The organism is Ramlibacter sp., assembly GCF_035627355.1.
Taxonomy (GTDB): Bacteria; Pseudomonadota; Gammaproteobacteria; order Burkholderiales; family Burkholderiaceae_C; genus Ramlibacter.
Genome location: NZ_DASPLW010000014.1, coordinates 36,106 through 57,678, shown reverse-complemented (window position 1 = coordinate 57,678; position 21,573 = coordinate 36,106). Strand labels below are relative to the sequence as shown.

Annotated in this window: 21 protein-coding genes; 9 read left to right on the top strand and 12 right to left on the bottom strand. The window is 69.2% G+C overall.

What is annotated here, in order from left to right:
• The first annotated feature begins 21 nt into the window (after window positions 1–21).
• Together VEC03_RS05305 and VEC03_RS05300 are read left to right on the top strand one after the other, a co-directional pair.
• A complete protein-coding gene (locus VEC03_RS05305) occupies window positions 22–987 on the top strand; it encodes a tripartite tricarboxylate transporter substrate binding protein (protein ID WP_324913262.1) in 966 nt (321 codons plus the stop codon).
• 305 nt (window positions 988–1,292) lie between these two features.
• Complete coding sequence (locus tag VEC03_RS05300) at window positions 1,293–1,898, top strand: hypothetical protein (protein ID WP_324913260.1); 606 nt, start codon at window positions 1,293–1,295, stop codon at window positions 1,896–1,898.
• A 40-nt stretch (window positions 1,899–1,938) separates the two neighbouring features.
• Here VEC03_RS05300 and VEC03_RS05295 read toward each other — a convergent pair whose 3' ends face one another.
• The 8 genes from VEC03_RS05295 to VEC03_RS05260 all read right to left on the bottom strand — a co-directional run bounded on the left by VEC03_RS05295 (window position 1,939) and on the right by VEC03_RS05260 (window position 10,947).
• Complete coding sequence (locus tag VEC03_RS05295; protein WP_324913258.1) at window positions 1,939–2,655, bottom strand: ABC transporter ATP-binding protein; 717 nt, start codon at window positions 2,653–2,655, stop codon at window positions 1,939–1,941.
• Window positions 2,655–3,428 carry an ABC transporter ATP-binding protein gene (locus VEC03_RS05290; RefSeq protein WP_324913256.1) on the bottom strand — a complete coding sequence of 258 codons (774 nt, stop codon included), beginning with the start codon at window positions 3,426–3,428 and terminating at the stop codon, window positions 2,655–2,657. The genes VEC03_RS05295 and VEC03_RS05290 overlap by 1 nt, the downstream gene beginning before the upstream one ends.
• A gap of 2 nt (window positions 3,429–3,430) precedes the next feature.
• Entirely contained in the window at window positions 3,431–4,546 is a 1,116-nt protein-coding gene (locus VEC03_RS05285) for a branched-chain amino acid ABC transporter permease (protein ID WP_324913255.1), read from the bottom strand.
• Between the two features lie 9 nt (window positions 4,547–4,555).
• Window positions 4,556–5,485, bottom strand: coding sequence for a branched-chain amino acid ABC transporter permease (locus VEC03_RS05280; protein WP_324913254.1), 930 nt, complete (start codon window positions 5,483–5,485; stop codon window positions 4,556–4,558).
• A gap of 233 nt (window positions 5,486–5,718) precedes the next feature.
• Window positions 5,719–7,020, bottom strand: a complete 1,302-nt coding sequence (locus VEC03_RS05275) for a replication-associated recombination protein A (protein ID WP_414708458.1) — start codon at window positions 7,018–7,020, stop codon at window positions 5,719–5,721.
• A gap of 138 nt (window positions 7,021–7,158) precedes the next feature.
• A complete protein-coding gene (lolA, locus tag VEC03_RS05270) occupies window positions 7,159–7,791 on the bottom strand; it encodes an outer membrane lipoprotein chaperone LolA (RefSeq protein WP_324913251.1) in 633 nt (210 codons plus the stop codon).
• 74 nt (window positions 7,792–7,865) lie between these two features.
• The gene (locus VEC03_RS05265; protein ID WP_324913249.1) at window positions 7,866–10,187 is read right to left on the bottom strand and encodes a DNA translocase FtsK; all 2,322 of its coding nucleotides are present in this window, start codon (window positions 10,185–10,187) and stop codon (window positions 7,866–7,868) included.
• An 85-nt stretch (window positions 10,188–10,272) separates the two neighbouring features.
• Window positions 10,273–10,947: a Crp/Fnr family transcriptional regulator gene (locus VEC03_RS05260; RefSeq protein WP_324913247.1), complete on the bottom strand. Its 675-nt coding sequence runs from the start codon at window positions 10,945–10,947 to the stop codon at window positions 10,273–10,275.
• A 153-nt stretch (window positions 10,948–11,100) separates the two neighbouring features.
• On the opposite strand from VEC03_RS05260, the gene trxB reads away from it, so the two are divergent.
• The 3 genes from trxB (at window position 11,101) to rpmG (ending at window position 12,633) form a co-directional block, all read left to right on the top strand.
• The gene (gene trxB / locus VEC03_RS05255) at window positions 11,101–12,051 is read left to right on the top strand and encodes a thioredoxin-disulfide reductase (protein WP_324913245.1); all 951 of its coding nucleotides are present in this window, start codon (window positions 11,101–11,103) and stop codon (window positions 12,049–12,051) included.
• A 165-nt stretch (window positions 12,052–12,216) separates the two neighbouring features.
• Window positions 12,217–12,450, top strand: coding sequence for a 50S ribosomal protein L28 (gene rpmB / locus VEC03_RS05250; protein WP_135250611.1), 234 nt, complete (start codon window positions 12,217–12,219; stop codon window positions 12,448–12,450).
• A 12-nt stretch (window positions 12,451–12,462) separates the two neighbouring features.
• Window positions 12,463–12,633: a 50S ribosomal protein L33 gene (gene rpmG, locus VEC03_RS05245; protein ID WP_055899695.1), complete on the top strand. Its 171-nt coding sequence runs from the start codon at window positions 12,463–12,465 to the stop codon at window positions 12,631–12,633.
• Window positions 12,634–12,738: 105 nt separating this feature from the next.
• On the opposite strand, the gene VEC03_RS05240 is transcribed toward rpmG, so the two are convergent.
• From VEC03_RS05240 to purN, 3 genes are all read right to left on the bottom strand, one after another.
• Window positions 12,739–13,953: a DesA family fatty acid desaturase gene (locus VEC03_RS05240; RefSeq protein WP_324913240.1), complete on the bottom strand. Its 1,215-nt coding sequence runs from the start codon at window positions 13,951–13,953 to the stop codon at window positions 12,739–12,741.
• A gap of 160 nt (window positions 13,954–14,113) precedes the next feature.
• Entirely contained in the window at window positions 14,114–15,382 is a 1,269-nt protein-coding gene (locus tag VEC03_RS05235; protein ID WP_324913238.1) for an RsmB/NOP family class I SAM-dependent RNA methyltransferase, read from the bottom strand.
• A 3-nt stretch (window positions 15,383–15,385) separates the two neighbouring features.
• Entirely contained in the window at window positions 15,386–15,970 is a 585-nt protein-coding gene (gene purN, locus VEC03_RS05230; protein WP_324913236.1) for a phosphoribosylglycinamide formyltransferase, read from the bottom strand.
• 125 nt (window positions 15,971–16,095) lie between these two features.
• On the opposite strand from purN, the gene VEC03_RS05225 reads away from it, so the two are divergent.
• The 3 genes from VEC03_RS05225 to VEC03_RS05215 are packed head-to-tail and all read left to right on the top strand — an operon-like array spanning window position 16,096 to window position 19,815.
• A complete protein-coding gene (locus VEC03_RS05225) occupies window positions 16,096–17,277 on the top strand; it encodes an acyl-CoA dehydrogenase family protein (protein ID WP_324913234.1) in 1,182 nt (393 codons plus the stop codon).
• 10 nt (window positions 17,278–17,287) lie between these two features.
• Complete coding sequence (locus VEC03_RS05220) at window positions 17,288–18,403, top strand: acyl-CoA dehydrogenase family protein (protein ID WP_324913232.1); 1,116 nt, start codon at window positions 17,288–17,290, stop codon at window positions 18,401–18,403.
• Window positions 18,400–19,815 (top strand): alpha/beta fold hydrolase, encoded by a 1,416-nt coding sequence (locus VEC03_RS05215; protein WP_414708457.1) that lies wholly within the window; start codon window positions 18,400–18,402, stop codon window positions 19,813–19,815. The genes VEC03_RS05220 and VEC03_RS05215 overlap by 4 nt, the downstream gene beginning before the upstream one ends.
• Before the next feature lie 35 nt (window positions 19,816–19,850).
• Here the strand turns inward: VEC03_RS05215 and VEC03_RS05210 are convergent, their stop codons facing one another.
• Window positions 19,851–20,408, bottom strand: coding sequence for an HNH endonuclease (locus tag VEC03_RS05210; RefSeq protein ID WP_324913229.1), 558 nt, complete (start codon window positions 20,406–20,408; stop codon window positions 19,851–19,853).
• A gap of 132 nt (window positions 20,409–20,540) precedes the next feature.
• Between VEC03_RS05210 and VEC03_RS05205 the strand changes: the two genes are divergently transcribed.
• Window positions 20,541–21,551, top strand: a complete 1,011-nt coding sequence (locus VEC03_RS05205) for a bifunctional riboflavin kinase/FAD synthetase (RefSeq protein ID WP_324913227.1) — start codon at window positions 20,541–20,543, stop codon at window positions 21,549–21,551.
• The last annotated feature ends 22 nt before the right edge of the window (window positions 21,552–21,573 follow it).

Here is a 21,573-nt window from a genome sequence, read left to right as displayed (position 1 = left end):
CATTGCGACAATAGGAGCCCCATGAAGCGCAGACACCTCCTCCTCTCCGGCGCCGCAGCCGTCGCGGCCTTCCCCACCTTCGCGCAGCAGCAGCGCCCGATCCGCCTGATCGTCCCCTACGCCCCCGGCGGCCCGCTGGACACCACGGCGCGGGTGCTGGCCGAGCGGGTGAAGGACACGCTGGGCACCGTGATCATCGAGAACAAGCCCGGCGCCGGCGGCAACATCGGCTCCGACATGATCGCCAAGGCGGCGCCGGACGGCACCACCATCGGCATCGCCGCGGTCGCCACCCACGCGATCAACCCCTGGCTGTTCGGCAAGCTGCCGTTCGACCCGGCCAAGGACTTCGCCCCCATCACGCAGATGGTGCGCGTGCCCAACGTGCTGGTGATGAACGCCGAGACCGCGGCCCGCCTGAAGATCAACTCGCTGGCCGACCTGATCCGCTATGCCAAGGCCAACCCCGGCCGCCTGAACTACGGCAGCGGCGGCAACGGCAGCGCCGGCCACCTGGCCGGCGAGATGTTCAAGCGCGATGCCGGCATCTTCGCGGTGCACATCCCCTACAACGGCGGCAACCCGGCGCAGCTCGCCCTGCTGTCGGGGCACGTGGACTTCAACTTCGACAACCTGGCCACGGCGGCGCCCAACATCCGTGCCGGCAAGCTCAAGGCGCTGGCGGTCACCACGCTGCAGCGTTCGCCCAACCTGCCCGACGCGCCGCCGGTCGCGGACACGCTGAAGGGCTTCTCGATCGACACCTGGTGGGGCCTGGTCGCCCCGGCCGGCACGCCGGCCGACACCATCCAGCGCATGAACCAGGCCTTCGTGGCTGCGCTGCAGGCCGCCGAGACCAAGACCCGCTTCGCCGGCCTCATGGCCGAGCCGGTGCCGACCACGCCCGACCAGTTCGCGGCCTTCATGAAGTCGGAACTGGCCCGCTACGAGAAGATCGTCAAGGCTTCGGGCGCCAAGGTCGACTGACCGCTGCGATCCACGTACGAGCCAAGGCCGCCGCCCCGAACGGGCCGGCGGCCTTCTTGTTTTCCCCCACGGTCGCGTTGCGTATCGCCCATGCACGGACGTGTGGATCCGTCACTTGTGTAACTGGCGCGGACCGCCAACCCGGCGCCAGCACGGGTGCGCCAAGCGAGGCCCCGTCAGTCCGGCCAGCTATCGAATCCGCAGCACGACAGTAACGTCCTACAGACGGGCGGAATCATTTCCCACGGCAGCCCAGCTACACCGCTCCTAAATTGTTCCAACGCGAAACAAGAGGAGTCCGTCCCATGGATGCCGTACCAAGCACCGCTCGTTCGTTGGCCGTGGTGGGCGCCCTGATGCTGGCTGCGGGGTCGGCCTCCGCCCAGCTGGCCTCTCCGTCGACGGATCCCTGGAGCGCCTCACCGACCAGCGCCACCGGCCGCCTGGGCCTGCGTCCCCTGAGCGTGCCGATCGGCTGCGGTGCGTCGCTGCTGCCCTGCGAGACCGAGGCGATCGACCTGCAGGCGCGCCGGCCGGACACCGGTTTCCACTGGAACGTGGAGCTCGCGCCGCTGCGCCTGGGCACGGCCGACCGCCTGTCGCCGAATGCGGAACGCGAAGGACTGAACCTCAGCCTGGTGGGCCGCCAGCCGCTGTTCGGCAGCCGCTTCTCCGTGTACGGGAAGCTGGGCACCACCTATGGCTATCCCGAGGCGGGCACCCCGCTGCTGGGGAGCACGGGCGCAGGCCCGGACGGCGCCTACGGCCTGTCGTTCGGCGCCGGCCTGAGCATGGCCGTCACCCCGCGGCTGTCGGCCACCCTCGGGCTGGACAGCCATGAACTGCGCCTGGGCGCCGGCGGGCGCGAGGCCGTGCGGGCGGTGGGACTGGGCTTGCAGTACCGGTACTGATCGCGCCACGTCCGCCTGAGCGGCGGACGGGCGGCGGCGTTCACTCGCCCAGGTAGGCGGCGCGCACCTTGGGGTCGCTGAGCATCTCGCGGGCGTTGCCGCTCATGGTGATGATTCCGGACTCCATCACGTAGGCCCGGTCGGCGGTCTGCAGCGCGCGGCTGGCGTTCTGCTCCACCAGCAGCATGGTGACGCCCTGGGCGTACACCTCGCGCACTACCTCGAAGATCTTGTCCACCATGATGGGCGACAGGCCCATCGAGGGCTCGTCCAGCAGCAGCAGGCTGGGCCGGCTCATGAGCGCGCGGCCCATGGCCAGCATTTGCTGCTCGCCGCCGGACATGGTGCCCGCCAGCTGGTCCTTGCGTTCCTTCAGCCGCGGGAAGATGGTGAAGACCTTGTCGATGTCGCTGGCGATGCCCGCCTTGTCGTTGCGGATGTGGGCACCCATCATCAGGTTCTCGGTGATGGTCATGCGCATGAAGACGCCGCGGCCTTCCGGCACCATCGCCAGCCCCTGCTTGACCAGGTCCCAGGGCCCGCGGCCGCGGACGCTCTGGCCCTGGTACTCGATGTCGCCGTCGCTGATCGGCTGCAGGCCGGTGATGGCCTTCATCGTCGTGGTCTTGCCCGCGCCGTTGGAGCCGATCAGCGTGACCAGCTCGCCCTGGCGCACTTCGAAGTCCACGCCCTTGACGGCCTGGATGCCGCCGTATGCGACCTTCAGGCCGCTGACCTTGAGAACAACATCCGCCATCAGTGGCCTCCCGTGCCGAGGTAGGCCTCGATCACCTTCTCGTTCTTCTGCACGTCGGCGGGCGTGCCCTCAGCGATCTGCTTGCCGTAGTCCAGCACCGTCACCCGGTCGCACAGGCCCATCACCAGCTTCACGTCGTGCTCGATCAGCAGGATGGTGCGGTCGTCGTTGCGGATGCGGTCGATCAGTTCGCGCAACTGCACCTTCTCGGTGGCGTTCATGCCGGCCGCGGGCTCGTCCAGCGCGATCAGCTGCGGATCGGTCGCCAGCGCCCGCGCGATCTCCAGCCGCCGCTGGTCGCCGTAGGACAGGGTGCGGGCCTTGAAGTCGGCATAGCGGGCGATGCCCACGTACTCGAGCAGTTCATGGCCGCGCTGGGCGATCGCCTTCTCCTCCTCCTTGAACCGGTGGGTGCGGAAGATCGCGCCCAGCAGGCCGGAATGGGTGCGCACGTGGCGGCCCACCATCACGTTCTCCAGCGCCGTCATCTCGGGGAACAGGCGGATGTTCTGGAAGGTGCGGGCGATGCCGGCCTTGGCGACCTCGTGCACGGCCGAGGGCTTGTAGGGCTTGCCGGCCAGCTCGAAGGTGCCGCTGTCCGGCGTGTAGAGCCCGGTGATCACGTTGAAGAACGTGGTCTTGCCGGCGCCGTTGGGGCCGATCAGGCCGTAGACCTGGCCGCGCTGGATGGTCAGGCCCACGTCCGACAGGGCCTGCAGCCCGCCGAAGCGCTTGGAGATGCCCGCAACCTTGAGAACCGTATCCGTCGTCATGTTCAACGCCCCGCCTGCTGGAGCGACTTGCCGTGTTCCGGCGCCGGCCACAGCCCGCGCGGCCGCAGCAGCATCACGATGATCATCGCCAGCGCGATCAGCAGCTGGCGCAGGATGGCCGGGTCCAGGCGCCCGCCGGAGACGGACTGCAGGTCGAACACGCCCGAGACCCAGCGCAGCACCTCGGGCAGCGCCGACAGCAGCACGGCCCCCAGGATCACGCCGGGCAGGTAGCCGATGCCGCCCAGCACCACCATGGCGACGATCATCACCGACTCCATGAGGCTGAACGACTCGGGCGAGACGAAGCCCTGGAAGGCCGCGAACATCACGCCGGACACGCCACCGAAGGTGGCGCCCATGCCGAAGGCGGCCAGCTTCATGTTGCGGGTGTTGATGCCCATCGCCTTGGCGGCGATCTCGTCCTCGCGCACCGCCATCCAGGCGCGGCCGATGCGCGACAGCTCGAGCCGGTGGCAGATGATCACGCTGACCACGCACAGCACCAGGAACAGGTAGTAGTACAGCGTCACGCTGCTGACGCGGAACTCGCCGATGTCCAGGAAGCGGCCGAGGTTCAGCCCCGGGATGCCGAGCGCCTCGAAGTGGAACAGGGTGATGGAGTCGATCTGCCCCAGCCCCTTGGGCCCGTTGGTCAGGTTGACCGGGTGGTCCAGGTTGTTCAGGAAGACGCGGATGATCTCCCCGAAGCCGAGCGTCACGATGGCGAGGTAGTCGCCGCGCAATTTCAGTGTCGGCGCCCCGAGCAGGATGCCCATGATGCCGGCCAGGAACGCCCCCAGCGGGATGACCAGCCACACCGAGGTGTGCAGGCCCTCCGGGAACATCTGCGCGAACCACTCGAAGGTGTTGGACAGGTGGGGCGACGCCATCAGGCCGTACATGTAGGCGCCGATGGCGAAGAAGGCGACGAAGCCGAGGTCCAGCAGGCCGGCATAGCCGACCACGATGTTCAGGCCCAGCGCCAGCAGCACGTACAGCAGCGCGAAGTCGGCGATGCGCACCCAGAAGTTGCCCATCATCTGCAGCAGCAGGGGCAGCACCAGCAACGCGATGCCGCCGGCGATCCAGAGCAGTTTCTTCTTGTGTTGTTCCATGGCGGCTCCTTAGGCGCGGTCCGCCACGCGCTCGCCCAGCAGGCCCGACGGCCTCAGGGTCAGCACCGCGATCAGCACGATGAACGCGAAGATGTCGGCGTAGTGGCTGCCCAGCACGCCGCCGGTGAGCATGCCGATGTAGCCGGAGCCGATCGCCTCGATCAGCCCGAGCAGGATGCCCCCGACGACCGCACCGGCCAGGTTGCCGATGCCGCCGAACACCGCGGCGGTGAAGGCCTTGAGGCCCGGCAGGAAGCCCATGGTGTGCTGCACCGTGCCGTAGTTGGATGCGTACATCACGCCGGCGATGGTGGCCAGGATGGCGCCGATGATGAAGGTGGCGGAGATCACCATGTCGGGCTTGACGCCCATCAGGGCCGCGACCCGCGGGTTCTCCGACGTGGCCCGCATCGCGCGGCCCAGGCGCGTGTAGTTCACCAGGTAGGTGAGCACCGCCAGCGAGACCGCCGTCAGACCGAGGATCATGATCTGCGTGGTGGTGATCACCGCGCCGCCGACCTCGAACGGCTTGACCGGCAGCAGCGTGGGGAACGGCTTGTAGTTCGGCTTGAAGATGATCATCGCCAGCGTCTGCAGCAGCAGCGACATGCCGATGGCGGTGATCAGCGGCGCCAGCTTGGGGCTGTTGCGCAGGGGCCGGTAGGCGATCTTCTCGATCGCGAAGTTCAGGGCGGAGGCGACCACGCAGGCGATCAGCGTGGCGACCAGCAGCATCGCCCAGCCGGGCAGCCCGGGCATGGACTCCTGCATGGCGACGATGATGGTCCAGCTGGTGAGCGCGCCCACCATGAGCACCTCGCCGTGCGCGAAGTTGATCAGGTTGATGATGCCGTACACCATGGTGTAACCCAGGGCGATCAGGGCATACATGCTGCCGAGGACCAGACCGTTGATGATCTGCTGCAGCAGGATTTCCATACGAGGTATCTCCGTTTCTAGGCCGGGCGTGTTGCGCCGGTTGGGCCCTTTTGGCACGGGCTTTCACGTCAGGCGGTGCGGCCTTGTGGGCACGCTCGCCATGTAGCAAAAAACCCGCACGCGCGCGGGTTCAGAGCTCGACAATTTTAGCGATTCGCTCCCTGCCTTCCTGGGCGGATGCGCCCCGGGTTTTCCCGCGTTGATGGGTTGGCGCTGCAGCGATTCATGCCCGATCAGCGGCGCTGATCATTGAGCTCGCGCAACTCGCGCAACTTGTCACCGATGCGGATCTCCAGCCCGCGCGCCACCGGTCGGTAGAAGCGCGGTGGCGGCAGGCCTTCGGGGAAGTAGTTCTCGCCGGCGGCGAAGCCGCCTTCCTCGTCGTGGGCATAGCGATACCCCTTCCCGTAGTCGAGGTCCTTCATCAGTTGCGTCGGCGCGTTGCGCAGGTGCATGGGCACCGGCCGCGTCCCGTCCTTGCGCACCAGGGCCACGGCCTCCTTGTACGCCGTGTACGCCGCGTTCGACTTGGGCGCCGCTGCCAGGTACAGCACGCATTCGGCGAGCGCCAGTTCACCTTCGGGCGAGCCGAGGCGCTCGTAGGTCTCGGTGGCGTCCAGCGCCAGCCGCAGCGCCCGCGGGTCGGCCAGGCCGATGTCCTCCACCGCCATGCGGATCATCCGGCGCGCGACGTAGCGCGGGTCCGCGCCACCATCGAGCATGCGCACCAGCCAGTACAGCGCGGCATCCGGATCGGACCCGCGCACCGACTTGTGCAGCGCGCTGATGGTGTCGTAGAACTGTTCACCGCCCTTGTCGTAGCGGCGCATGCGCTCGCCCAGCACCTTGAGCAGCCAGGCGTCGGTGACCTGCGCCAGTGCTTCCCGGGCCGCCGCCACCGCCAGCGTCTCGAGCGTGTTCAGCAGCCGGCGGGCATCGCCGTCGGCATAAGCGACCAGGCGGTCGCGCGCCGCGTCCTCGAGGGCCGGCACGGCGCCGATCGCCTGCGCCTTGCCGACGATCCGTTGCAGTTCGGCCTCGCCCAGCGGCTGCAGCACGTACACGGCGGCGCGCGACAGCAGCGCGGAGTTGACCTCGAACGACGGGTTCTCGGTGGTGGCGCCGATGAAGGTGAACAGCCCCGACTCCACGTGCGGCAGGAAGGCGTCCTGCTGGCTCTTGTTGAAGCGGTGGACCTCGTCGACGAACACGATGGTGCGCTGCTGCTGCAGGCCGTCGCGTGCCCTCTGCGCGGCCTCCACCGCGTCGCGGATGTCCTTCACGCCGCCCAGTACCGCGCTGATGCTGATGAACTGCGCGTCGAACGCGTCGGCCATCAGCCGCGCGATGGTGGTCTTGCCGGTGCCGGGGGGGCCCCACAGGATGCAGCTGTGCGGCTGTCCCGATTCGAAGGCGATGCGCAGCGGCATGCCTTCCCCCAGCAGGTGCTCCTGGCCGACGACCTCGCCCAGCGACTTCGGTCGCAGGCGCTCGGCGAGGGGAACGTGGTCGGTGGCGCGGGGCTGGGGCACGATGGGAGTGTAGAGGCGAGTTCTTGCTCCCTCCCCCTCTGGGCGAGGGCTGGGGTGGGGGCGCGCACGGCGACAGCCTGCGATCAGCGTTCCCGCGTGCCCCCTCCCAACCTCCCCCCAGAGGGGGGAGGAGCAACATCCCTACTGCCGCAGCACGTCCGCGCCCTTGGGCGGCGTGAACTGGAAGGTGCCGGCGGGAATCGGCACGTTCAACTGCAGCTTGTCGAAGCTCATCACCGACTGCTGTCCGAAGCTGTCCCGGATTTCCAGCACGGCCAGTTTGTCGCCGCGAAAGCCGATGCGCACCGCGGTGAGCTGGCCATCGCGCGAGCGGGGCGCCGCCAGGACCCACTGCAGGCCGTCCTTGTCGGGCGCCGCCTTCAGCTCGAAGTCCTTGCGCAGGGCCGCCAGGTCGGGCGCCGCCGCGATCAGCGCCGCCGGCGTGCTGCCCAGTACCGACTGCTGCTGGCGCGCCGTGACCTGGTTCAGGTCGGCGTCGTAGAGCCACAACGTCTTGCCGTCGGCGACCAGCGCCTGCTGGAACGGCTTGCGGTAGTCGAATCGGAAGCGGCTGGGCCGCGCGAACTCGAAGGTGCCGGTGGAAGTCTTGCTGCGGGCGGCCTGGCCGTCCCTGGGTGGCGAAGTCACCACCTGCGTGAAATCGGCGCGGCCGGTCTGTGCTGTCTTCACGAATCGCTCCAGCGCCTGCAGGCCGTCGGCCTGGGCGGCCGCGGCGGCACATGCGAGGACAAGAGGGGCGAGCAGTTGCTTCATGCGATGGAGTCGAGTGGCGCGAAGGCCGATCCTGCTTGGGTCAGCCCGGCCGCGGGGAAGTTCGCAACCAGCCGTTACTCGGCCCGGGACGGCACCAGGATCTCGCGCTGGCCCTGGCCGTTCATGGCGCTGACCAGGCCGGCCTTCTCCATGTCCTCGACCAGCCGCGCGGCGCGGTTGTACCCGATCTTCAGGTGGCGCTGCACCAGCGAGATGCTGGCCTTGCGGTTCTTCAGCACCACCTCCACGGCCTGGTCGTACATCGGGTCCTTCTCGCCGCCGCCCTCGCCCAGCAGGTCGCCGGCACCGCCCTCGTCGTCGACCGTGCCGCCTTCCAGCACGCCCTCGATGTAGTTGGGCTCGCCACCCTGCTCCTTGAGATAGGCGACGACGCGGTGCACTTCGTCGTCGCTGACGAAGGCGCCGTGCACGCGCACCGGCAGTCCGGTGCCGCTGGCCATGTACAGCATGTCGCCCATGCCCAGCAGCGCCTCGGCGCCCATCTGGTCGAGGATGGTGCGGCTGTCGATCTTGCTGGACACCTGGAAGGCGATCCGGGTCGGGATGTTGGCCTTGATCAGGCCGGTGATCACGTCCACGCTGGGGCGCTGGGTGGCCAGGATCAGGTGGATGCCGGCGGCGCGCGCCTTCTGCGCCAGCCGCGCGATCAGCTCCTCGATCTTCTTGCCGACCACCATCATCAGGTCGGCCAGTTCGTCGATCACCACCACGATGTGCGGCAGCCGCTCGAGCGGCTCGGGGCTGTCGGGGGTCAGGCTGAACGGGTTGTAGATGAACTCGCCCCTGGCCTTGGCGTCCTCGATCTTCTGGTTGTAGCCGCCGAGGTTGCGCACGCCCAGCTTGCTCATCAGCTTGTAGCGGCGCTCCATCTCGGCCACGCACCAGTTCAGGCCGTGGGCGGCCTGCTTCATGTCGGTGACCACCGGCGCCAGCAGGTGCGGGATGCCCTCGTAGACCGACATCTCCAGCATCTTGGGGTCGATCATCAGCAGGCGCACGTCGCGCGCCTCGGCCTTGTACAGCAGCGACAGGATCATCGCGTTGATGCCCACCGACTTGCCCGAGCCGGTGGTGCCGGCCACCAGCACGTGCGGCATCTTGGCGAGGTCGGCCACCACCGGGTTGCCGACGATGTCCTTGCCCAGGCCCAGGGTGAGCATCGACTTGGCCTCGTGGTAGACCTGCGAGCCCAGGATCTCCGAGAGCCGGATCGACTGCCGCTTGGCGTTGGGCAGTTCCAGCGCCATGTAGTTCTTGCCGGGGATGGTCTCGATCACGCGGATGGACACCAGCGACAGCGAGCGCGCCAGGTCCTTGGCCAGGTTCACCACCTGCGAGCCCTTCACGCCGGTGGCCGGCTCGATCTCGTAGCGCGTGATCACCGGGCCGGGCTGGGCCACCACCACCCGCACCTCGACGCCGAAGTCCTTGAGCTTCTTCTCGATCAGGCGCGAGGTCATCTCCAGCGTCTCGGGCGAGACGGTCTCCTGGCGCGCCTGCGCGCCGTCGAGCAGGTCGACCTGCGGCAGCTTGCTGTCGGGCAGCTCGGTGAACAGCGGCTTCTGGCGCTCCTTCACCACGCGTTCGCTGCGCGGCACCTCCACCAGCACGGGCTCGATCAGCACCGGCGTGGGATGGTGCAGCTCGACCTCGGTGCGCTCCTCCTGCACGGTCTCCTGCCGCTCGCGCGCGGCCTGCTGGCCCAGCGCCAGGTCCTGCGCGATCTCGCGCTTCTCGCGGCGCGACTCGATGAAGGTCTCGATGCGCGCGCCTATGCGCTCGGCCACGTGGGCCCAGGAGAAGCGGAACACCAGCGCGGCGCCCAGCACGCCGACGGCCACGAACACCAGGCCGGAGCCCGCGAAGCCCAGCCACTGCACGGCGGCCGGGCCGACCAGGTAGCCCAGCGCGCCACCGGCATGGTCCGGCAGCAGGGTCTCCAGCCGGTACAGGCGCGACCACTCCAGCCCGGTGCTGGCGCACAGCAGGGCCGCTAGCCCCAGCCAGAACGCCAGCCGGCCGCGGACGAATCCCTGCGGCGCGCTGCTGTCGCCCCGCATCCAGCGGGCGAGTGTCGAGAGCCACGCCCGCAGCCCGGCGGCGAGGCACCACCACGCGGAGAAGCCGAGCAGGAAGTAGCTCGCGTCCGCCAGCCAGGCGCCCAGCCGGCCACCCCAGTTGGCGATGGGCGAGCCGGTGCCGGAGGTGGAGAACGCGGGATCCTCGGGGGCGTAGCTGGCCAGGGCGAGCAACCAGAACAGCAGGGCGGCGCCACCGATCACCAGGGCGATCTCGTGGGCGAAGCGGACGGGGGGACGGGCAGTGCCGGCAGCGGCAGAACCGGATTTCGAGAGTGTGTCGAGCGAATACGTCATCCGGCGCGAAGCTTACCGCCGGGCTCAGCGGTACGCCAATTCGCGTGACGGATGTGCAACGCCACCGCGGCGACGCGCCGGCGCGTCAGCCCAGTGTGCTGAGCCGGTCCTTCACCAGCATGGAGCCGTCCTCGCGCGTCTCCACGAAGCCGCGGTCCTCCAGGTCCTTCATCACCCGGCTGACCATCTCGCGCGAGGCGCCGACCATCTTGGCGATGTCCTGGCGCGAGATGCGCTCGCGGATCACGTTGTTGCCCTCGCGGTCGGGCACGGCGAACTCGAGCAGCGCGCGTGCCACCCGGCCATACACGTCCATGAGCGCGAGCGACTCGATCTTGCGGTCGGCCTGGCGCAGGCGTTGCACCAGGCCCTTCATGATGGCGTAGGCCATCGAGCTGTTCTCGGGCAGGCAGCGCGCGAACTCGGAGCGGCCGAGCGCCAGCATGTCGGTCTGCACCTCGGCGCGCACGGTGGCCGAGTGGGCGTCGTTGTCGATCAGGCTCATCTCGCCGATGTAGTCGCCCGGGTTCAGCGTGGCGAGGATCACTTCACGGCCGCGCTTGTCGGAGGTGACCACGCGCACCCGGCCGGTCAGGATGATGAACAGGGTGTTGGACTTCTCGCCCTGCTCGACGATGGTTTCGCCGCGCTTGAAGCGGCGCTTGACGACGGCGTCGGCGACCGACTCGGCCTGGTTGGATGTGAGCAGTGCGAACAGCGGGACGCGGCGGATCAGCTCCAGGTTGGACAGCATCGACATCCGGTTCCCTCCACGAGTGGCAGCGCAATCGGTTCTTACAATCGACGGGATTGAAGCGCCCAGGTGCCCGCTGCGAGAGGGGCGCTTGATAAGGGTGGCTTCGTCCCGAAATGTACACCGGCCTGTGACTTTCCACACAGGCCCAGAAGCACCATGACCACCCGCCACGCCCAAGTCCTGATCCTCGGTTCCGGCCCCGCCGGCTACACCGCCGCCGTCTATGCCGCGCGCGCCAACCTCCAGCCTCTGCTGATCACCGGCATCGCCCAGGGCGGCCAGCTGATGACCACCACCGACGTCGACAACTGGCCGGCCGACGTCAACGGCGTGCAGGGTCCCGAACTGATGCAGCGCTTCCTGGAGCACGCCGAGCGCTTCAAGACGGAAATCGTGTTCGACCACATCAATGCCGTGGACCTGTCCAAGCGGCCGTTCACGCTCAAGGGCGACAGCGGCGAGTACACCTGCGACGCGCTGATCATCGCCACGGGGGCCTCGGCCAAGTACCTGGGCCTGCCCTCCGAGCAGCACTTCATGGGCAAGGGCGTGAGCGCCTGCGCCACCTGCGACGGCTTCTTCTACCGCGAGCAGGTCACCAGCGTGGTCGGCGGCGGCAACACGGCCGTGGAAGAGGCGCTGTACCTGTCCAACATCGCCAGCAAGGTGTACCTGATCCACCGCCGCGACAAGTTCCGGGCCGAGCCCATCCTGGTCGACAAGCTGATGGAGAAGGTCGCCGCCGGCAAGATCGAGCTCAGGCTCTTCAAGACCGTGGACGAGGTGCTGGGCGACGACAGCGGCGTCACCGGCGTGCGCCTGAAGGACACGCAGACCGGCGCGACCGAGGACCTGAAGACCCAGGGCTTCTTCGTGGCGATCGGCCACCAGCCCAACACCGAGATCTTCAAGGGCCAGCTGGAGATGAAGGACGGCTACATCCTCACCCGCTCCGGGCTGAACGGCTTCGCCACCATGACCAGCGTGCCCGGCGTGTTCGCCGCCGGCGACGTGCAGGACCATGTCTACCGGCAGGCCATCACCAGTGCCGGCACGGGCTGCATGGCGGCGCTGGACGCCCAGCGGTTCCTGGAGCAGGAGGCCTGACCCGGGCGCAGGCTATAATCTGCGGCTTTGCCGGATCTGCGGCCTGGGAAGGTCGCACCGGCGGATGGGTTACCGCCACCCGACTGGCGAGGTGAGGCAGGCCGCGAGGCTGGTGCGCGATGCGCAGCAGCCGCCAGTGGCCGCCGTTATGCGAATGGAGTGCTCATGGCACGCGTCTGCGAAGTGACGGGCAAGGGCCCGATGGTGGGGAACAACGTTTCCCACGCCAACAACAAGACCAAGCGCCGGTTCGAAGTGAACCTGCAATACCGCCGTTTCTGGGTCGAGAGCGAGAACCGCTGGGTGCGCCTGCGCATTTCCAATGCCGGCCTGCGCCTCATCGACAAGAAGGGCATCGAAACCGTGCTGGCGGACCTGCGGGCCCGCGGCCAAGCCTGATAGGAGCACGACATGGCCAGCAAAGGCGGACGCGAAAAGATCAAGCTGGAGTCCACGGCGGGCACCGGCCACTTCTACACGACCAGCAAGAACAAGAAGACGATGCCCGAGAAGATGTCGATCATGAAGTTCGACCCGAAGGCTCGCAAGCACGTCGAGTACAAGGAAACCAAGCTGAAGTAAGCCGCTTCGGCTTGTCCCCGCGAAGTCGGGGAACCAGAAAAAAGCCCCGCATTGCGGGGCTTTTTCGTTTCCGGGTGGGGCCCCGCGGGGCGCGGGTCCCCAGGCTCAGGCGTTGACCGCCCGCAGCTTCAGCGAGAACTGGCGCAGCGCCTCGATCCCGCTCTCCTCGGCGCGGCGGCACCAGGCCTGCAGGTCGGCGGCAAGCTGCTCGCGCGACTGCGAGGTGTTGAGCCAGAGCTGGCGCAGTTCCTCGCGCATGGTGACCATCTGGTCCAGCACGGGATGGTTGGCGCGGGCCAGTTCCAGCTTGGCGCGGGCCGACGCGGGCACGCGCTCGGCGTCGCGGTGCAGCCAGCGCTTGGCGGCCTTGAGCGGCGACAGGTCGGCCTTCTTCTGCTTGAGCAGCGCGATCTCGGCCTTGCAGGCGCGGCGCATCTCGCGCCCGTAGCCCGCCATCACCTCGTAGCGGTGGGCGATCACCGCCTCCAGTGTCTTCTCGTCGGCCACCGGCCTGATGGCGCCCAGGCGCAGCTTGGGCGGGACCTTCTTGACCCGGGCCCAGCCCAGCTTCTGCATCAGCTGGATGTAGACCCAGCCGATGTCGAATTCATAGGGCTTGACCGAGAACCGCGCCGAGGTCGGGTAGGTGTGGTGGTTGTTGTGCAGTTCCTCACCGCCGATCAGCACGCCCCAGGGCGAGATGTTGGTGCTGGCGTCGGGCGCCTCGAAGTTGCGGTAGCCCCAGTAGTGGCCGATGCCGTTGATCACGCCGGCGGCGGTGATCGGGATCCAGAGCATCTGGACCGCCCACACCGTCAGGCCGGCCGCGCCGAACAGGGCGACGTCCAGCAGCAGCATCAGGCTCACGCCGAGCACGCTGTGGCGCGTGTAGACGTTGCGCTCCATCCAGTCATCGGGCGTGCCGTGGCCGTACTTCGCCAGCGTCTCCTGGTTCTTCGCCTCTTCGCGATACAGCTCGGAGCCGCGCCACAGCACGGTGTCGATGCCGCGCGTCTGCGGGCTGTGCGGATCGTCCGGCGTCTCGCACTTGGCGTGGTGCTTGCGGTGGATGGCGACCCATTCCTTGGTCACCATGCCGGTGCCCAGCCACAGCCAGAAGCGGAAGAAGTGCGAGGGAATCGGCCCCAGGTCCATGGCGCGGTGCGCCTGGGTCCGGTGCAGGAAGATGGTGACGGCGGCGATCGTCACGTGGGTGGTGGCCAGCGTGTACAGCACGATCTGCCACCACGACAGGTTCCACAGGCCGTGGGCCAGCCAGTCGATGGCCGCGTCCAGGACGGCCCACTCGGGAAGCAACATGTTTCGGGGATCTCTTTCAGGCAAGGGGCGGCGGGGCGCCGCAACCCATCCGATTGATTTTAGGCAAGACAGTTCCTCCCGGAGCGCAATTTCCCTGCTGACGGCGTCATTGCCCGCCCGGCGTCCACTTTTTGCAGGGCGCCCGGTGCCCCGCCGCGGCTCAGTTCCTCTGCCAGGCGGCGGCGAAGAAGCCGTCGGTGCGATGCCGGTGCGGCCACAGTCGCAGGTACCGCTCGCCGCCCTCCCCGCCACTGGTCAGGCCCTGGGCCGCGATGCCCAGGTGCTGGAGGATGCCGCCCACCGGCACGGGGGCGAAGGCAGCGTTCTCGGCGCTGAAGGCTTCGGCGATCGCCTCGTTCTCCGCCGGCAGCACGCTGCAGGTGGCATAGACCAGCCGCCCGCCGGGCTTGAGCAGCCGGGCCGCGCTGCGCAGGATGGCGGCCTGACGGGTTGCCATCTCCTGCACCACCTCCGGGCCCTGGCGCCACTTGAGGTCCGGGTTGCGGCGCAGCGTGCCCAGGCCCGAGCAGGGCGCGTCGACGATCACCCGGTCGATCTTGCCGGCCAGCCGCTTGATGCGTTCGTCGCGCTCGTGCGCGATCGCCGCCGGGTGCACATTGCTGAGCCGGCTGCGCGCCAGCCGCGGCTTGAGGGCGTCCAGCCGGTGCGCCGAGGTGTCGAAGGCATAGAGCCGGCCGGTGTTGCGCATGGCCGCGCCCAGCGCCAGCGTCTTGCCACCGGCGCCGGCGCAGAAATCCACCACCATCTCGCCGCGGCGCGCCTCCAGCAGCAGGGCCAGCAGTTGCGAGCCCTCGTCCTGCACCTCGATGGCACCGCGGGCAAAGGCGTCCAGCCGGCCCAGCGCCGGCTTGCCCGCCAGCCGCAGGCCCCAGGGCGAATACGGCGTGGGCTCGCTCTCGATGCCGGCCAGCCCGAGTTCGTGGCGCACGTCCTCGCGCTTGTCGGTCAGGACGTTGACCCGCAGGTCCAGCGGCGCCGGCTCGAACAGGCTGTCGGCCAGCGGCCAGAACTCGTCGCCGAGCTGCTCGCGCAGCGGCTGGGCCAGCCAGTCGGGCAGGTTGTGCCGGTGGCGGTCGAGCAGCTCATTCGGGTCGACGGCGTCGCACTGGGCCAGCCAGCGCTTCTCCTGCTCGTCGAGCGCGGCGGCCAGGAAGTCGCGCGGACCGGGGAAGCCGAGGATGGCCAGGCGGCGCGCCCGCGGTCCGCTGCCGGACGGCGCCAGGTGCTCGAACAGCAGCTTCCGGCGCAGCACCGCATAGACCGTGTCGGCCAGCGTGGCCCGCTCGCGCGGACCCAGGTTGCGGTGCTCGCGCATCCAGCGCGCCACCACCGCGTCGGTCGGATGCTCGAACTTCAGGACCTGCTCCAGCAGGTCGCTGCACGCCTGCAGCAGCGCCTTGGGATGCATGGCTCAGAGCCCCGCCCGCAGCAACGACTCGACGGCTCGCGGATAGATCAGGTGTTCCTGCGTCAGTACGCGCGCCGCCAGCGATTGCTCGGTATCGCCGGGCAGCACCGGCACCACTGCCTGCTCGAGGATGGGGCCGAAGTCCAGCTCGGCCGTCACCTGGTGCACGCTGGCACCGGCGACGCGGCAGCCGGCCTCCAGCGCCCGCCTATGGGTGTGCAGGCCCGGGAAGGCCGGCAGCAGCGACGGATGGATGTTGATCAGCCGGCCCTGGTAGCGCGCCACGAAGCCCGGCGTCAGGATCCGCATGAAGCCGGCCAGCACCACCAGCGCCGGCTGGTGGCGGTCGATCACTACGGCCAGCTCGGCGTCGAAGGCCTCGCGCGACTCGAAGCGCTTGTGGTCGACCACGTCGGTGGCGATCTGCTGCTCGCGCGCGAACGCCAGGCCGCCGGCGTCGGGCCGGTTGCTGATCACCGCCGCCACCCGCGCACCGTAGCGCTGCTCCCATTGCCGCTGCCGGGCCGCGCGCACGATGGCCGCCATGTTGGAGCCGCCGCCGGAAATCAGGATCACGATGTTCTTCATGCCGGCGGCGATTATCCCCAGCCGTCCGTCGCGGCCGGGCGCGTTCCGCTTGTCACGCCACGGACAGCCGCAATAGCACGGGCGTGCTAGAAACGAACGCTGGACAGACGCTGGAGACGAGCACGATGGATTTGGCTTTCACCCCCGAGGAACAACGCTTCCGGGACGAGATCCGCGCCTGGGTGCGCGAGAACCTGCCCGCCGACATCTCGCAGAAGGTGCACAACAGCCTCCACCTGACGCGCGACGACATGCAGCGCTGGGCGAAGATCCTGGGCAAGAAGGGCTGGCTCGGCTACGGCTGGCCCAAGGAGTTCGGTGGCCCCGGCTGGACCGCCGTGCAGAAGCACCTGTTCGAGGAAGAGTGCGCGCTGGCCGGCGCGCCGCGCATCGTGCCCTTCGGGCCGGTGATGGTGGCGCCGGTGATCATGGCCTTCGGTTCGCCCGAGCAGCACAAGCGCTTCCTGCCCGGCATCGCCAGCGGCGAGGTGTGGTGGAGCCAGGGCTACAGCGAGCCCGGCGCGGGCTCCGACCTGGCCTCGCTCAAGACCCGTGCCGAGCGCCGCGGCGACAAGTACATCGTCAACGGCCAGAAGACCTGGACCACGCTGGGCCAGTACGGCGAGTGGATCTTCTGCCTGGTGCGCACCAGCACCGAAGGCAAGCCGCAGACCGGCATCTCCTTCCTGCTGATCGACATGAAGGCGCCCGGCATCTCGGTGCGGCCCATCATCATGATGGACGGCGGCCACGAGGTGAACGAGGTGTTCTTCGACAACGTCGAGGTGCCGGCGGAGAACCTGGTGGGCGAGGAGAACAAGGGCTGGACCTACGCCAAGCACCTGCTGTCGCACGAGCGCACCAACATCGCCGACGTCAATCGCGCCAAGCGCGAGCTGGAGCGCCTGAAGCGCATCGCGAAGTCCGAGGGCGTGTACGAGGACACGCGCTTCCGCGACGAGATCGCCAGGCTGGAAGTCGACATCGTGGCCCTGGAGATGCTGGTGCTGCGCGTGCTGTCGGCCGAGAAGTCGGGCAAGAACCCGCTGGACATCGCCGGCCTCCTGAAGATCAAGGGCAGCGAGATCCAGCAGCGCTACACCGAGCTGATGATGCTGGCCGGCGGGCCCTACAGCCTGCCCTTCATCCGCGAGGCCATGGAAGCCGGCTGGCAGGGCGACTTCCCCGGCGGCGCCGTCGGGCTGGCGCCGCTGGCGGCGACCTACCTGAACATGCGCAAGACCACGATCTACGGCGGCAGCAACGAGGTGCAGCGCGAGATCGTTTCCAAGAACGTGCTGGGCTGAGGAGGCAGGAATGGATTTCGACTTTTCCGACGACCAGGAACAACTGCGCGACGCCGTGCGGAAGTGGGTGGACCGCAGCTACGGCTTCGAGCGCCGCCGCGCCTCGGTGCGCGCCGGCGGCTTCGACCGCGACACCTGGAACGAGCTGGCCGGCCTCGGCCTGGCCGGCCTCTACATCCCCGAGGCGCAGGGCGGCATGGGCATGGGCCCGGTCGAGGCCATGGTGGCGATGGAGGAACTGGGCCGCGGCATCGTGCTGGAGCCACTCGCGCAGGCGCTGATCGCCGGCGGGGTGCTGGCCGGCTACGCGCCGGACGCGCTGAAGTCGGCCTGGCTGCCCAAGGTCGCGTCGGGCGAAGCGCTGGTGGTGCTCGCGCACCAGGAGCGCAAGGCCCGCTACCGCCTGGACCTCTGCGAGACGCAGGCCGCGCAGCAGGGCAAGGGGTGGACCGTGACCGGCGCCAAGAGCCTGGTGCCGGCCGGGGACCACGCCGACGCCTGGCTGGTGCCGGCGATGGCCGACGGCCGGATCGCGCTGTTCCTGGTCGAGCGCGCCGGCGGCGGCGTGGACGCCAGCGGCTACGTCACCGTCGACGGCAGCCGCGCCGCCGAAGTGCGCTTCGCGCAGGCGCCCGCCACGCTGGTCACCGCCGACGGCCTCACGGCCCTGGAGCACGCCGCCGACATCGGCATCGCCGCCACCTGCGCCGAAGGCGTGGGCGCGATCGACCGCACCATGGAGCTGACCGCCGAGTACATGAACACGCGCAAGCAGTTCGGCGTGCCGATCGCCAGCTTCCAGGCGCTGCGCCACCGCATGGCCGACATGAAGATGCAGCAGGAGCTGGCCCGCTCGATGAGCTACTACGCCTCGCTCAAGCTCAACGCGCCTACGGCCGAACGCCGGCGCGCCCTGGCGCGGGCCAAGTACCAGCTGAACGTCAGCATGCGCTTCGTCGGCCAGAACTCGGTGCAGCTGCACGGTGGCATCGGCGTGACCGACGAATACGTGGGCAGCCACTACTTCAAGAAGCTCACCCAGCTGGAGATGACCTGGGGCGACACCCTGCACCAGCTGGGCGAGGTGTCGGCCCGCATGCAGGACACCGCCGGAGTCTTCGCGTGACGCGCCCGGCGCGGCCCGCCGCCGGCGCCGGCGCCACGATCCGGCGCCGCGCGCTGCTGGCGGCCGCGGCCTCGGCCGCCCTGCTGTCGGCCTGTGCCGGCCGGCCTGGCGTGCAGGCGGAGCTGCCGCCCATCGTGTTCGTCCACGGCAACGGCGACAGCGCCTCCATCTGGCAGACCGTGCTGTGGCGCTTCGAATCGAACGGCTGGCCGCGCGAGCGCCTGCATGCGATCGACCTGCCCTACCCGCTGGCACGCGACGACGACACCCGGGCACAGCCGGGCCGCACGTCCACGGCGGAGCACATGGCCTTCCTGAAGGCCGAGGTCGACAAGGTGCTAAAGGCCACGGGGGCCCGCCAGGTCGTGCTGGTCGGCAACTCGCGCGGCGGCTACGCGATCCGCAACTTCATCCGCAACGGCGGCGGCGACCGGGTGGTGAGCCATGCCGTGCTGGGCGGCACGCCCAACCACGGCGTCTGGGCCGTCAAGGAGTTCCTGCCGAATAGCGAGTTCAACGGCACCGGGCCTTTCCTCACCGCCCTGAACGCGCCGGTCAACGCCGCGGGCGACGAGGTCGCCGGGCCGGTGAAGTGGATGACCATCCGCTCCGACGGCAACGACAAGTTCGCCCAGCCGGACGGCATGTGGATCGGCCGCCGCGGGCAACCCACCCACGTCACTGCGGCCGGGCCCGAGCTCAAGGGCGCGACCAACGTCGTGCTGCCGCGGGTCGACCACCGCGAGACCTCGTTCTCGCCGGCCGCGTTCGCGGCGACCTTCCAGTTCCTCACGGGGCGCGCGCCGGCCACGCAGGCCATCGTGCCGGAGCCGGTGGCGGTGCTCTCCGGCAAGGTGAGCGGCCTGGGCCTGTCCCCGGTGGATCCGGCCTCCGGCAACTTCGCCAACAACCTCCCGCTGCCCGGCGCGCAGCTGGCGGTGTACGCGGTCGACCCGTCCACCGGCGAACGGCGCGGCGCGGCGCTGCTCGAGCAAGTAGTCGGGGCCGACGGACGCTGGGGCCCCTTGCGGGCCGACCCCAAGGCGCACCTCGAATTCGTAGTCGCGGCCCCCGGCTACGCCACCACGCACATCTACCGCAGCCCGTTCCCGCGCTCCAGCAGCCTGGTCAACCTGCGTCCCGAGCGGATCGCGCAGGCCGACCGCAGCGCACCGGCGCTGGCGATCCTGACCCGCCCGCGCGGCTACTTCGATCCGGCGCGCGACCGCATGTCCTTCGACGGCCAGTCCCCGCCGCCGGGCGCCCTGCCCGGCGCCGGCGTGTCCTCCTCGCGCATCCGCCCGGCCGGCCCGCCGCGCACGCTGGTGGCCGAGTTCAACGGCGAGCGGGTGGTCGGCCGCAGCTGGCCGCTGGCGGACGACCACGTCAGCGTGCTCGAGCTCACCTACTAGGCAGGATGGCGGCCCGCGGTGCGCGGGCGGGCTCGCTACGAGTGGAGCCGGGAGTTCTTGGGCAGGTGCGCCATCAGGAACTCCATCTGGTCCGCCAGGATGCGGCGGTTGCGCAGGATGAAGTCCTCCCACAGGCTAGGCACGTAGGGCGCGTACAGCAAGGGCATGCGGGCCTGTTCGGGCGTGCGGTTGCTCTTGCGGTGGTTACAGGCGCGGCAGGCGGTGACCACGTTCATCCAGTGGTCCTTGCCGTTCTGGGCGAACGGGATGATGTGCTCGCGCGTCAGCTCGTCCTCGCGGTGGCGGGTGCCGCAATAGGCGCAGATGTTGCGGTCGCGCGCGAACAGCTTGGCATTGGTCAGCCCCGGCTTGAGCTCGAAGGGGTTGATGTTGGGCACGCCCTTGGTGCCGATGATGCTGTTGACGGTGATGATCGACTGCTCGCCGGTCAGCGCGTTGTGCCCGCCGCGGAACACGGCCACCTGGGCGCCGACTTCCCAGCGCACCTCATCGGCCGCGTAATGCAGCACGGCCTGCTCCAGCGAGATCCAGGACTGGGGCAGTCCTTGGGCGGACAGCTTCAAGACCTTCAACAGCCACTCCTTTCGACACACGGCCAACAGGGAACCGGACAGCACGCACAATATACCCCCATCACAGCGGCAACAGCGTTACGGGCTTTCGGATCGCGCGCGGGCTGCTATCAAAACGATACCGAACGCAGGATGCAGATCTTCCGAGGCCTCCACCACCCGGGCATTGCGCCGGCCTCTGCCGTGACCATCGGCAACTTCGATGGCGTGCACCGCGGCCACCAGGCCATGCTGGCGCTGCTGAACAACGAGGCGCGCCACCGCGGCGTGCCCAGCTGCGTGCTGACCTTCGAGCCGCACCCGCGCGACTACTTCGCGCGCGTGGCGCGCAAGCCCGAGCTGGCGCCGGCGCGCATCGCCACCCTGCGCGACAAGCTGTCGGAGCTGGCTGCCTGCGGGGTGGACCAGTGCGTGGTGCTGCGCTTCGACGCCCGCCTGTCCAGCCAGGCGTCCGAGGCCTTCATCCAGCAGGTGCTGGTGGACGGGCTGGGCGCGCGCTACGTGCTGGTGGGCGACGACTTCCGATTCGGCGCCAAACGCGCCGGCGACTACGCCATGCTCGACGAGGCCGGCCGCCGCGAGGGCTTCGACGTCGCCCGCATGAACAGCTACGAGGTCCACAACCTGCGCGTGTCCAGCTCGGCCGTGCGGGAAGCGCTGGCCCGCGGCGACATGGACGGGGTGGCCGCCCTGCTCGGCCGGCCCTACAGCATCAGCGGCCACGTGGTGCACGGTCGCAAGCTCGGCCGCGAGCTGGGCTTCCCCACCGTGAACCTGCGCTTCTCGCACTGGAAGCCGGCGGCCAGCGGCATCTTCGCGGTGCTGGTGGACGGGCTGGCGGACCGGCCGCTGGCCGGCGTGGCCAACCTGGGCATCCGGCCGTCCCTCGATCCGAAGGACGTCAACGGCGGGCGCGTGCTGCTGGAGACGCACTGCCTGGAGTGGCCGCAGCAGCTCGGCCTGGAGGGGGGCTACGGTAAAATCATCCGCGTGGAACTGCTGCACAAGCTGCACGACGAACTGCGATACGACAGTCTCGACGACCTCAAGGAAGGCATCGCGCGCGACTGCGAGGAGGCGCGCGCGTTCTTCGCTTCCACGCACGCCGAAACGCGGCGGCAGACCACGCGCGACCGAATTTGAAGCGGTGCCATTGCGGGCCCGG